The 12,833-nt window shown below is 43.3% G+C and carries 9 protein-coding genes; all 9 read left to right on the top strand.

Annotation, left to right across the window (positions count from 1 at the left end; genetic code table 11):
• Positions 1-101 precede the first annotated feature (101 nt).
• The 9 genes from HMPREF1532_RS00835 to HMPREF1532_RS00790 all read left to right on the top strand — a co-directional run bounded on the left by HMPREF1532_RS00835 (position 102) and on the right by HMPREF1532_RS00790 (position 12,815).
• On the top strand, positions 102-1,019 hold the full coding sequence (locus HMPREF1532_RS00835) for a dihydrodipicolinate synthase family protein (protein ID WP_005923487.1): 918 nt from the start codon (positions 102-104) through the stop codon (positions 1,017-1,019).
• A 12-nt stretch (positions 1,020-1,031) separates the two neighbouring features.
• Entirely contained in the window at positions 1,032-2,210 is a 1,179-nt protein-coding gene (locus tag HMPREF1532_RS00830; protein ID WP_005923484.1) for an AGE family epimerase/isomerase, read from the top strand.
• 574 nt (positions 2,211-2,784) lie between these two features.
• Positions 2,785-4,020 carry an MFS transporter gene (locus tag HMPREF1532_RS00820; protein ID WP_005923478.1) on the top strand — a complete coding sequence of 412 codons (1,236 nt, stop codon included), beginning with the start codon at positions 2,785-2,787 and terminating at the stop codon, positions 4,018-4,020.
• A gap of 123 nt (positions 4,021-4,143) precedes the next feature.
• Positions 4,144-5,778, top strand: coding sequence for a sialidase family protein (locus tag HMPREF1532_RS00815; RefSeq protein WP_122282049.1), 1,635 nt, complete (start codon positions 4,144-4,146; stop codon positions 5,776-5,778).
• The gene (locus HMPREF1532_RS00810) at positions 5,775-7,781 is read left to right on the top strand and encodes a family 20 glycosylhydrolase (RefSeq protein ID WP_005923473.1); all 2,007 of its coding nucleotides are present in this window, start codon (positions 5,775-5,777) and stop codon (positions 7,779-7,781) included. Before HMPREF1532_RS00815 ends, HMPREF1532_RS00810 begins: the two co-directional genes overlap by 4 nt.
• An 89-nt stretch (positions 7,782-7,870) precedes the next feature.
• Positions 7,871-8,635 carry a creatininase family protein gene (locus HMPREF1532_RS00805; protein WP_005923471.1) on the top strand — a complete coding sequence of 255 codons (765 nt, stop codon included), beginning with the start codon at positions 7,871-7,873 and terminating at the stop codon, positions 8,633-8,635.
• A 291-nt stretch (positions 8,636-8,926) separates the two neighbouring features.
• Entirely contained in the window at positions 8,927-10,072 is a 1,146-nt protein-coding gene (locus HMPREF1532_RS00800; protein WP_005923468.1) for a cyclically-permuted mutarotase family protein, read from the top strand.
• 17 nt (positions 10,073-10,089) lie between these two features.
• Positions 10,090-10,755, top strand: a complete 666-nt coding sequence (locus HMPREF1532_RS00795; protein WP_044097437.1) for an SGNH/GDSL hydrolase family protein — start codon at positions 10,090-10,092, stop codon at positions 10,753-10,755.
• The gene (locus HMPREF1532_RS00790) at positions 10,752-12,815 is read left to right on the top strand and encodes a GDSL-type esterase/lipase family protein (protein ID WP_005923462.1); all 2,064 of its coding nucleotides are present in this window, start codon (positions 10,752-10,754) and stop codon (positions 12,813-12,815) included. The genes HMPREF1532_RS00795 and HMPREF1532_RS00790 overlap by 4 nt, the downstream gene beginning before the upstream one ends.
• The last annotated feature ends 18 nt before the right edge of the window (positions 12,816-12,833 follow it).

The following is a 12,833-nucleotide window of genomic DNA, read 5'->3' as shown; positions in this document are numbered from 1 at the left end:
ATAAGAAATTTTAAAAATAATCTTGTTGTTAATTAAGAAATATCTATATTTGTGGCATGAATGTTTAAATCACATGTTTGATAGAATAAAACTGTATACTTATGGAAAAGATTATCGGGTTGATAAATGCCCCTTTCACTCCTTTTTATGAAAATGGTGAGGTGAATTACGAACCGATTGCTGCCTATGCGGCGATGTTGGCAAAAAATGGTTTGAAAGGTGTCTTTATTAACGGTTCATCGGGTGAAGGCTATATGCTCACCGAAGAAGAGCGCATGAAGTTGGCGGAACGCTGGATCGAAGTATCTCCGGAAAATTTTAAAGTAATTGTTCATGTGGGTAGTACTTGCGTGAAGTCGAGTCGTCGCTTGGCAGAGCATGCACAAAAGATCGGAGCATGGGGTATTGGTGCGATGGCTCCTCCTTTCCCTAAGGTAGGTCGTGTAGAAGAACTGGTGAAATACTGTGAAGAGATTGCTTGCGGTGCTCCCGAGCTTCCTTTCTATTTTTATCATATTCCTGCTTTTAACGGGGCATTTCTGTCTATGGTAGCTTTTCTTGAAGCGGTAGACGGGCGTATTCCTAATTTTGCAGGCATCAAATACACCTATGAGAGCTTGTATGAGTACAATCAATGCCGTCTTTATAAGGATGGAAAGTTTGATATGTTGCATGGGCAGGATGAGACTATTCTTCCTTGTCTGGCAATGGGAGGCGCTCAGGGAGGAATAGGTGGTACCACTAACTACAACGGTTGTAATCTGGTAGGTATTATCGATGCCTGGAATGCCGGTGATTTGGAGAAAGCGCGTCAACTTCAGAATTTCTCTCAGGAAGTGATCAATGTGATCTGTCATTATAGAGGTAATATTGTAGGTGGTAAACGCATTATGAAACTGATCGGCTTGGATTTGGGCAAGAATCGTACACCTTTCCAGAATATGACCGACGAGGAAGAGGCTCGTATGAAAGCAGAATTGGAAGCTATTCACTTTTTTGATCGTTGTAATAAGTTTTAATCCGTTTATGTTATGAATGTAACCGAATATCTACAAAAATGGTCAGTCTCTTACCGGGACGACATGTTGGGAAATATAATGCCTTTTTGGTTGAAGCATGGGTTGGATCTTCGGAACGGAGGTGTTTATACCTGCTTGGATCGTGACGGTTCTTTGATAGATACTACCAAATCAGTTTGGTTTCAAGGGCGTTTTGCGTTCACATGCAGTTATGCTTATAATCATATTGAACAAAATCCGGAGTGGCTGGCTGCTGCAAAAAGTACGATTGACTTTATAGAGCAACATTGTTTTGATTCTGATGGGCGTATGTTTTTTGAAGTTACCGCATCGGGAGAGCCTTTGCGCAAACGTCGTTATGTCTTTTCTGAAACTTTTGCAGCTATTGCTATGGCAGAATATGCTATCGCTTCGGGTGAAAGGGAATATGCGGAAAAGGCTTTGAAACTGTTTAAAGATATACAGCGTTTTCTCAATACTCCCGGTGTATTGGAACCTAAGTATTGGAATACGGTGCAGTCGAAAGGCCATTCCATCGTTATGATTCTCATCAATACAGCTTCACGTATTCGTGCTGCTATCGCCGATCCGGCACTCGATAAGCAGATCGATGATTCGATTGCATTGTTACAGAAAGATTTTATGCATCCGGAATTCAATGCGTTATTGGAGACGGTTGGTTCCAACGGGGAATTCATCGATACGATTAATGGACGTATTATCAATCCGGGGCATTGTATTGAAACTTCTTGGTTTATTCTTGAAGAGGCTAAATATCGTAATTGGGATAAACAACTGACCGATATGGCGCTTACTATCCTCGACTGGTCGTGGGAGTGGGGATGGGATAAAGAATATGGTGGTATTATAAACTTCCGCGACTGTCGTAACCTGCCCCCACAGGATTATGCACATGACATGAAATTCTGGTGGCCACAGACCGAAGCGATCATTGCTTCTCTGTATGCTTATCAGGCTACGAAAGATGAAAAGTATCTTGCTATGCACCGGCAGGTCAGTGATTGGACATATGCCCATTTCCCTGATCATGAATTTGGAGAGTGGTACGGATACCTTCATCGCGATGGAACAGTCTCACAACCGGCAAAAGGTAATATCTTTAAAGGACCTTTCCACATCCCTCGGATGATGACAAAGGGGTATGAGCTTTGCCGGGAATTATTACCTTAAGAATATATAGTTTGAATAATTTGTGACAGTGGCTAAGAAGTGCTTAAGTAGTAAGTAGTCAAGTAGTTAAGTAGTCAAGTAGAAATGACTTGTCTGATGTGTTTTCTTTAACTACTTTCTACCTCATCATTCAACTACTTACTACTTGACTACTTAACTACTTGACTACTTAATAGCTCATGAATTATTCGGAATAGAGAGAGTACGGCTTGCCATAGGGGTTATAGCGTATCCCGATGGCACCCGTTTTAACATTGTTAATTAGAAATTTAAGGCCCTGAATTCTCCATTATAAGAGTATATATTTTTGATATTTAAAAGTATATATTTATATGTGGTTAAAGTATATACTTAATGTGCCGTTTAGTATATACTTTTGTAAATAGTAAGAATATTCCACGGAAACTGTTGTTTTTCAGTTGATTATTTTTTTTGAAGATGAAAGCGACAGGAATATTTATTTTCTTATCATTGATAATCGGAGAGAATATACTTGTTTTTATAGCAAGTAAATTATAACGAGCAAAAAAGCAGGAGGGCATACGCTATTATAATTGAAAACGAACAGGAAATCATGAAAAACTCAAAAATTTATCCTTGGATTGTAGTAGCTCTTCTTTGGGGAGTAGCATTACTCAATTATATGGATCGTCAGATGCTTTCGACTATGAAAGATGCTATGCAATTGGATATTGCAGAATTACAGTCAGCTACTAATTTCGGCCGTTTGATGGCTGTCTTTCTTTGGATATATGGATTTATGAGCCCTGTTGCCGGTATGATTGCTGACAGATTAAACCGAAAATGGCTGATTGTAGGAAGTCTTTTTGTTTGGTCTGCCGTTACTTTTGGTATGGGATATGCCGAAACGTTCACTCAAGTATATTGGTTACGCGCTTTGATGGGAGTGAGTGAAGCGCTTTATATTCCGGCCGGACTTTCTTTGATTGCAGATTGGCATCAGGATAAGTCGCGTTCGTTGGCAGTGGGAATTCATATGACCGGACTTTACACAGGTCAGGCTATTGGCGGATTTGGAGCTACCGTAGCAGCCGCTTATTCCTGGCATACGGCTTTTCACTGGTTTGGGATCATCGGTATTGTCTATGCTTTTATATTAGTTGTCTTTTTGCGCGAAAATAAGGAGCATATGGAGATAGAGCGTTTGCGTCGGGAGGAACCGAAGCAGAAGTCATCTGTTTTTAAAGGTTTGTCTTTGTTATTCAGTAATGTTGCATTCTGGGTGATATTATTTTATTTTGCTGCTCCCAGCCTTCCGGGATGGGCCACGAAAAACTGGTTGCCGACCCTGTTTGCCGAGAATCTGAATATCCCGATGTCGGAAGCAGGTCCGATGTCAACTATTACTATTGCTGTTTCTTCTTTTATCGGAGTGCTTCTCGGTGGAATCCTTTCGGACAGATGGGTATTAAAGAATATTCGTGGCCGGGTTTATACAGGAGCTATCGGCTTAGGACTTACTATCCCGGCATTGATGCTATTAGGGTTTGGACACAATACGGTAGGTATTGTGGGAGCCGGATTATTGTTTGGCATCGGTTTTGGAATCTTTGATGCGAATAATATGCCTATTCTTTGCCAGTTCGTATCGGCTAAATATCGTGCAACTGCTTATGGTATCATGAATATGACAGGGGTGTTTGCCGGGGCTGCCGTCACCAGTTTATTAGGGCGATGGACCGACGGTGGCGAATTAGGATTGGGTTTTGCCTGGCTGAGTGTAGTTGTTTTAATAGCATTGGCATTGCAACTCTACTTCCTGCGCCCTAAAACGGATAATATGCAGTGATGTGGATGATTTCTCCGGATTTCAATACCGGTATGGTTGGAAATAAAAAAGTGTGTAAACCGATATAAAATGAAAAATAGTATCTTTGTCCTCAATAACGTAAATATAATTTTAGTCAATACCATGAAAAAAACTCTGTTTTTACTTCCTTTCTTTTGTTTGTTATGTGCAGTGTCTACACTTTGTGCGGCCGATACCCTTTTTATCAAAGAAACACGTATTCCTATTTTGATAGAAAGGCAAGATAATGTCTTGTTTTATTTGCGTCTGGACGCAAAGGATAGTAAGGTGCTGGACAAGGTTGTGTTGAAATTTGATGAAGAAACCGTGCTTTCGGATATTCAATCTGTGAAGCTTTATTATGGAGGTACGGAAGCTTTACAGGATGTAGGTAAAAAGCGTTTTGCTCCCGTTGAATATATATCCAGCCATGCTCCGGGAAAAACATTGGCTGCCAATCCTTTTTATTCGATAAAAAAAGCCGAAGTGAATAATCCTAAAAATGAGATTGTACTGAAAGGTGAACAAAAACTGTTTCCGGGTATCAATTATTTCTGGATCAGTTTGCAAATGAAACCCGGAACTTCGCTTACTGCCAAAGTGAAGGCAAAGATAGCTTCGGCAACTTTAGATGGTAAAAATGCGCTCTTAAATCTGGTTTCTCCTGAAAATATCGAGCATTATATGGGTGTGGGAGTGCGCCATGCCGGAGATGATCATTCGGCAGCATTTCGTATTCCGGGATTGGTAACGACTAATAAAGGTACTTTATTGGGAGTATATGACGTGCGTTATAATAGCAGCGTCGATTTACAAGAGCATGTGGATGTGGGGTTGAGCCGTAGTACGGATGGCGGAAAGACATGGGAAAAGATGCGTTTGCCATTGGCGTTTGGCGAACACGGAGGATTGCCGGCCGCACAAAATGGGGTAGGAGATCCTTCTATTCTGGTAGATACGAAAACAAATACCATCTGGATCGTTGCTGCATGGACACATGGAATGGGAAATCAACGTGCGTGGTGGAGTTCGCATCCGGGAATGGATATGAATCATACGGCACAATTGGTAATGACGAAGAGTACGGATGACGGAAAAACATGGTCGGCTCCGATCAATATCACAGAACAGGTGAAAGACCCTTCCTGGTACTTCTTATTGCAAGGGCCGGGGCGTGGGATTACGATGAGTGATGGTACGCTGGTTTTTCCTATTCAGTTTATCGATGCCGCCCGTATACCTAATGCCGGAATTATGTATAGCAAAGACCGTGGGGAGACATGGAAAATTCATAATTATGCCCGTATAAACACTACAGAGGCACAAGTGGCGGAGGTAGAACCCGGCGTACTGATGTTGAATATGCGTGATAACCGGGGAGGAAGCCGTGCGGTGGCTATTACAAAGGATTTAGGGAAAACATGGACAGAGCATGTCTCTTCGCGAAGTGCTTTGCGTGAACCGGTTTGCATGGCAAGTCTGATAAAGATAGATGCGAAAGAGAATGTACTGGGAAAAGACATTTTGTTGTTTTCCAACCCCAATACGATAAAGGGACGGAATCATATTACCATCAAGGCCAGTCTCGACGGTGGAGTGACCTGGCTGCCCGAACATCAGTTGCTGATAGATGAAGCCGAGGGATGGGGATACTCCTGCCTTACTTTGATTGATAAGGAAACGATTGGTATTCTGTATGAAAGTAGCGTAGCGCATATGACTTTTCAGCGAATAAAAATAGAAGACATAATCAAATGAAAAATAGAACCTGTTGTGCCATCTGTTTCCTATTGCTGTGCACATTTGCTACGGTTCGGGCAGGTAATATCCATTTTTTGCCCGAACCGCAACAGGTAAAGCTGACGAATGAAAAATTCAGTATAAAGAGAGTAAGGTTATCCGGTGATATTCTCATTCCTCAATTGGGACTGCTGGTGTCGGAATTAGGAGGCATGATAGATGGCAAATCCTCTTCCGTAATTGAGATCCATTTAGTAGAAAAACTGGATGGAATAGCTTTGAATGAGAACGAGGCATATCGTTTGGTTGTGAGGAAGAATAAAATATCTATCGAAGCAACTACGGAACAGGGAGCATACTGGGGGTTACAGACTTTAAGACAGCTACATTGTAAAGGAACGGCTCTCATTCATGGAGGGGAGATTGTAGATTGGCCGGCTTTTCGCGTTCGTGGCTTCATGCAGGATGTAGGCAGGGGATATATTTCCGTAGAGGAATTGAAACGGGAAATAGATATTCTTTCCCGTTATAAAATCAATGTATTTCATTGGCATCTGACGGAGAACCAGGCATGGCGTCTTGAAAGCAAAATCTTTCCGGTATTGAATGATAGTTGCAATATGACACGTATGCCCGGCAAGTTTTATACACTGGAAGAAGTTAGGGATCTGGTGGAGTTTTGTAAACAAAGGCAGGTGATGCTTATTCCGGAGATTGATATGCCGGGGCATAGTGCGGCTTTTGTGCGGGCTTTCAGACACGATATGCAGAGTGAAGCCGGTATGAAAATCCTGAAATTATTGGTGGATGAAATTTGTGAGACATTCGATGTGCCGTATTTGCATATCGGGACGGATGAGGTGGCATTTACCAATCCGCAGTTTGTGCCGGAAATGGTGGCCTATGTCCGTGCTAAAGGGAAAAAGGCGATTTCCTGGAATCCGGGCTGGCATTATAAGCCGGGGGAGATAGATATGACCCATTTATGGAGTTATAGAGGGAAGGCGCAGGAGGGTATTCCGGCCATCGATTCAAGATTCCATTATCTCAATCATTTTGATGTGTTTGCCGATATCATTGCTTTGTACAATAGCCGCATCTATAACCAGCCCTATGGCAGTGATGATATTGCCGGAAGTATTCTGTCTGTGTGGCAGGACAGATGGGTCGTACCGGAAGTGAATGTTATCAGAGAAAATTCCTTTTATCCCAATATGCTGGCTTTTGCCGAACGGTCTTGGAAAGGAGGCGGCTTTGAGTATTTCGATAAAAACGGGACGATTCTTCCGGGAGAGGATTCAGACGAATTCCGGAGTTTTGCCGATTTCGAGAGAAGAATGTTGTGGCACAAAGAGCATTGTTTCAAGGGGTATCCTTTTGCCTATGTGAAACAAACCAATGTGAAATGGAACATTACGGATGCATTTCCCAATGAAGGTGATTTGGAACGTACGTTTCCTCCCGAATCCGAGTTGAAAGAATCATATGTATACGAAGGACAGGAGTACAATGTGCGACAAGCCATTGGTGCCGGTATCTATCTGCGTCATGTGTGGGGAACTCTGATTCCTGCTTTCTATAAAGAACCTGAAGAAAATCATACGGCGTATGCATATACTTGGGTTTATTCTCCCAAAAGCCAGGAGGTTGGTTTGTGGGCAGAGTTTCAGAACTATGGACGTTCCGAGAAAGATCTGCCTCCTCCTGCCGGTAAGTGGGATTATAAAGGAAGTCGTATCTGGTTGAATGACACCGAGATACTTCCTCCTGTGTGGACAGCCAACCATACTGTGTTGGATAATGAGATACCCTTGGGGAATGAGAACTTCACGGCTCGTCCTCCCTTGAAGGTGCATTTGAATAAAGGATGGAACAAGGTATTGCTGAAACTTCCCGTAGGAGAATTTAAAACTCATCAGGTACGTCTGGTGAAATGGATGTTTACTACTGTTTTTGTCACGCTTGATGGTGAACGTGCTGTCGACGGGTTGGTTTATTCTCCTGAGAAGAAACTGAAATAAGAACGATTCCGGAAATTTCATAAGAAAAAGAGGATTATCTCCTCATTCAGGATTCGGTAGAAGAGATTTATCTGATAATAACGATAGTGATGAATAAAGAAATTGATTTATCCGTATCATGCTACGGAAAGACGAAAGATTTGGATTACGATTTAGTAATTCTTCCTTGGGGAGCTACTGAGCCCCATAATTTGCATTTACCTTATTTGACGGATTGCATATTATCTCATTCGATTGCAGTCGATGCGGCAGAACGGGCTAAAAAAGAATATGGTGTACGTTGTATGGTGATGCCTCCTGTGACGATGGGATCACAAAACCCCGGACAGCGCGAACTGCCGTTTTGTATACATGCCCGGTATGAAACACAGAAAGCAATCCTTACGGACATTGTAGCTTCGCTTCATACGCAAGGTATCCGTAAAATGGTTATTGTAAACGGACATGGAGGAAACAATTTTAAGAATATGATCCGTGACCTGTCAATGGATTATCCCGATTTTCTGATTGCTTGCAGTGAGTGGTTTACAGTGCTTCCTGCAAAAGATTATTTTGATCAGCCGGGAGATCATGCCGATGAGTTGGAGACTTCCGTAATGATGCATTATCATCCTGAATTGGTAAATCTGGAGGAAGCCGGTGAGGGCCGGTACAAGCCGTTTGCTATAAAGTCTTTACAAGAAAAGGTTGCGTGGATCCCACGTGACTGGCAGAAAGTGTCTGATGATACGGGGATCGGAAACCCTAAACTGGCTACGGCAGAAAAAGGAAAAAGATATGCAGAAGCCGTTGCGGAAAAATATGCAAAGTTGTTTTCCGAACTTGCCCGGGAAGCGGTATATTGCCCGGAATGATTTATATGCAATAATTAAGTAGTTAAGTAGTCAAGTAGTTAAGTAGCAAGTAGTAGATAGTCAAGTAGCAAGTAGTAGATAGTTAAGTAGTAAGTGGTAGATAGTCAAATAGTAGGTAGTCAGGTGGTAAGTAGTTAAGTAGAAATAGTTTGTTTGATGTGTTTCCATTAACTATCTACTACTTACTACTTAACTACTTGACTACTTAACTACTGTATTAATTCGGTTTTTCATATCTGCTCTTTATAAATGTTTGAACAGGGTTACTTCAAAAATAAAAAGGATGAAACGATGATAAAGGTAAGACAGGTTTTGTTATGCAGTGCTGTGCCATTTTTCTTTTTGGCAGCTTCGTGTGTTCGGGAAAACTCGTCCCGGAAGCAGGATATCCATGTGCAGCAGATGTCCGGCTTTCCGAATCAGGAATTCGGTTATGAGTTGGGAGTGTCTGCTTGTTACGCCGGTATTATCGGTAACAAATTGGTTATGGCCGGAGGTTGTAATTTTGCAGGGAAATCTGCGGCAGAAGGTGGGCCGAAATATTTTTATAAAGGCATATATACAGCCGAAATAACGAAAGATTCCGTGCTCGTGTGGAAACAAGTTGGAGAATTGCCGTCACCGGTAGCCTATGGAGTTTCTATCTCACGGTCCGGTGAGATGATTCTTATCGGAGGGAATAATGCAGACGGAGGGCTTACCTCCGTATTCCGTCTGAAACTGGCAGAGGATGGCGGGGCTATTTTGGATACATTGCCAGCGTTGCCTTTTGCACAGGACAATATGTCCGGTGCTGCATCCGGCAATACGATTTATGTGGCGGGGGGAAACCGGAATGGATCTCCTTCTACTTCGATGTTGTCTTTAAATCTCAATGAACCGGAGCTCGGTTGGAAAGAAGAAGTTCCATTTCCGGGTGCTGCACGTGTACAGCCAGTTTGTGCCGTACAAGATGGTATGTTGTATCTGTGGGGAGGCTTTTGTCCTTCACAGAATGGGGGCGAAGCCAGTGTAGCTACTGATGGTTACCGGTATCTGCCTTTACAAGAACAATGGGAACCGGTACCGGCGCCTGCCGTTGCAGAAACAGGAGAGCCGCTTACTTTGACCGGAGGAACTTCCTGCGTTTGGTCGGATAGTATTATTCTATGTACAGGTGGAGTGGATAAAGATATTTTTCTGGATGCTATCAGTGGTGATTATAAGCGAATTGCAAAAGAAGATTATTTGCTGCAACCCGTTGCTTGGTATCGGTTTAATGGCCGGTTGATGGCATACAATACCCGCCGGAACCATTGGGAGGAATGGGAGGAATCTGCTTGCCTGGCACGGGCCGGTGCTGCTTTATTAGGGAAAGGACAGCAATTATTTATTGTAGGAGGCGAACTGAAACCGGGTATTCGTACCGCAGAAATCAGCAGAATTACAATCAAGTAAAATGATTAAAGCATATGATGACGCACAAATGGATTTTTATTTTATTGTTGCTTGTATCGATGGCAGGCAATGCTCAGGAGCGGAAATATTCAACGTTCTATTATCAACGGGCAACTTTATTTGAAGAACTTCCGGTCACTTCGAAAGACATTATCTTTTTAGGAAACAGCATTACGAATGGAGCGGAATGGTCGGAACTGTTCAGTAATAAGCATGTCAAGAACAGGGGGATCAGCGGGGATATCTGTATGGGGGTCTATGATCGTCTGGATGCCGTTTTAAAAGGAAAGCCGGCAAAGATCTTTTTGTTGATCGGTATCAATGATGTGAGCCGGGGGACTTCGGCGGATACCATTGTCGGATATATCGGGATGATTGCTGCTAAAATAAAAAAAGATTCCCCTAAAACAAGGTTATATTTACAAAGTGTGCTTCCGGTAAGCGATCATTATAATATGTTCAAAGGGCATACGGCACATTGGGAAGAAGTGGCGAAGATAAATGAAGGATTAATCCGGCTGGCGGAGAAGGAAAAACTGACATATATCGATCTTTATTCCCACTTTGTAGACTCAAAGACGGGTAAGATGAATATTGAATATACCAATGACGGTCTCCATCTTTTGGGGAAAGGTTATTTGAAATGGGTAGAGATTGTGAAACCTTATATTTCGAAGAAATGAAAAAGATATTCTTAGGAGCCTTATGTCTCTTGCTGTGTTTGGGGGTATCGGCCAAAGCACCTGTAAAGATTGCCTGTGTAGGAAATAGCATTACGTATGGCTATACGATTGAAAACAGGGAAAGAGATTCGTATCCTGCCCAGTTACAACGTATGCTGGGTGAGGGGTATACCGTTGGAAATTTTGGAAAATCCGGAGCGACTTTGCTGAATAAAGGTCACCGTCCTTATATGAAGCAGGAAGAGTTTCAAAAGGCGCTGGCTTTTGCCGGAGACATCGTTGTCATTCATTTGGGCATTAATGATACGGATCCGAGAAACTGGCCCGACTATCGGGATTTTTTTGTCAGGGATTATCTGGCACTGATCGACTCTTTTCGTGTAGTAAACCCTGATGTACGGATTTTGGTGGCACGGATGACTCCTATTGCCGATCGTCATCCGCGTTTTGAGTCCGGTACGCGTGACTGGCATGGAGAGATACAACAAGCCATTGAGACCGTTGCAAGATACGCCAATGTACAGTTGATTGATTTTCATGAACCGCTTTATCGTTATCCTTTCATGTTACCGGATGCAGTACATCCTACGGTAGAGGGAGCGGGTATTTTAGCGGGAGTTGTGTATTCTGCCATTACCGGAGATTACGGCGGTCTGCGTTTGTCCGAAATATACAGTGATAACATGGTGTTACAATGTGGATGTCCGTTGGATATTCATGGTGTGGCCGATGCCGGTGAAAAAGTCACCGTCAGTATCGCCGGACAGACAGAAAGTACGAAAGCAGGTGCAAACGGTAAATGGGCTATATGCTTGAAACCGCTACAACCGGGAGGCCCTCATGCTCTGACCGTCTCTACCGGAAAGCGCCGGTTGCATTTTGAGAATGTGCTGGTAGGAGAAGTCTGGCTTTGTTCCGGACAGTCCAATATGGAATTCATGATGAAGGAGGGGGTGGATGGCAAGGTCGATATTCCACAGAGTGGGAATGCGGGCATTCGTTTGTTCGATATGAAAGCCCGTTGGCGTACGAATGCAGTAAAATGGGATGCTTCCGTGCTGGATTCACTGAATCATTTGCAATATTATGCAAATACCGAATGGGTGGAATGTTCCCCGAAGACGGTGGCGGATTTTTCAGCCGTTGCCTATTATTTTGGGAAGATGCTGCAAGACAGCTTGCAGGTTCCTGTAGGGTTGATTTGCAATGCTATCGGCGGTTCGCCTACGGAAGCTTGGGTAGGTCGTAAAGCTTTGGAATATGAATTTCCGGCTATTATGCGCGATTGGCTGAAGAATGATTTTGTTCAGAAGTGGGTACACGGGCGTGCGGCTTTGAATATTAAGCTGACAACTGATAAATTACAGCGCCATCCCTATGAACCTTGCTATTTGTTTGAGTCGGGAATAGTGCCGTTGGATAGGTATCCCATAAAAGGGGTTATCTGGTATCAGGGAGAATCGAATGCCCATAATTATGAGGCACATGAGAAACTGTTCCGTTTGTTGGTCGGTAGCTGGCGTGAGAACTGGAATGATCCGGATTTGCCTTTTTACTATGTACAGTTGTCTTCTATCGACAGGCCGTCATGGCCTTGGTTTCGCGATAGCCAACGAAGGCTGATGGATGCGATTCCTCATACGGGAATGGCGGTTTCGAGCGATTATGGCGATTCACTGGATGTACATCCAAAGAATAAACGTCCCATAGGCGAACGGTTGGCACATTGGGCATTAAACCGTACTTATGATAAGAAACAGGTTGTTCCGTCGGGACCTTTGTTTCGTAGTGTGGATTTCCGGGAGGATGCGGCTTATGTGAGTTTTGATTATGCCGACGGATTGCATACGGCTGACGGGAGGCCAATCAGGGAATTTGAAATAGCCGAGACGGAAGGGGTATATTATCCGGCTAAAGCCGAAGTTGTGGGAAACCAGGTGAAGGTATACAGTGACCGGGTGAAACATCCATGCCATGTCCGTTATGCCTGGCGGCCGTTTACCCGGGCAAATCTGGTAAACTCTCAGAGCTTGCCGGCTTCTACTTTCCGTTCCCGCTAAAAAAAGCTGTTCTCCGGA

Source organism: Bacteroides salyersiae WAL 10018 = DSM 18765 = JCM 12988, assembly GCF_000381365.1.
In the GTDB taxonomy this organism is placed as follows: domain Bacteria; phylum Bacteroidota; class Bacteroidia; order Bacteroidales; family Bacteroidaceae; genus Bacteroides; species Bacteroides salyersiae.
Note: the sequence above shows the minus strand (reverse complement) of the source record. Positions and strands in the feature narration are given on the sequence as shown.

Bases quoted from the DNA above. Each gene is read 5' to 3' on its own strand.
- HMPREF1532_RS00835 (WP_005923487.1), top strand. From the start codon at position 102: ATGGAAAAGATTATCGGGTTGATAAATGCCCCTTTCACTCCTTTTTAT.
- HMPREF1532_RS00790 (WP_005923462.1), top strand. From the start codon at position 10,752: ATGAAAAAGATATTCTTAGGAGCCTTATGTCTCTTGCTGTGTTTGGGG.
- HMPREF1532_RS00795 (WP_044097437.1), top strand. From the start codon at position 10,090: ATGACGCACAAATGGATTTTTATTTTATTGTTGCTTGTATCGATGGCA.
- HMPREF1532_RS00820 (WP_005923478.1), top strand. From the start codon at position 2,785: ATGAAAAACTCAAAAATTTATCCTTGGATTGTAGTAGCTCTTCTTTGG.
- HMPREF1532_RS00805 (WP_005923471.1), top strand. From the start codon at position 7,871: ATGAATAAAGAAATTGATTTATCCGTATCATGCTACGGAAAGACGAAA.
- HMPREF1532_RS00800 (WP_005923468.1), top strand. From the start codon at position 8,927: ATGATAAAGGTAAGACAGGTTTTGTTATGCAGTGCTGTGCCATTTTTC.
- HMPREF1532_RS00815 (WP_122282049.1), top strand. From the start codon at position 4,144: ATGAAAAAAACTCTGTTTTTACTTCCTTTCTTTTGTTTGTTATGTGCA.
- HMPREF1532_RS00810 (WP_005923473.1), top strand. From the start codon at position 5,775: ATGAAAAATAGAACCTGTTGTGCCATCTGTTTCCTATTGCTGTGCACA.
- HMPREF1532_RS00830 (WP_005923484.1), top strand. From the start codon at position 1,032: ATGAATGTAACCGAATATCTACAAAAATGGTCAGTCTCTTACCGGGAC.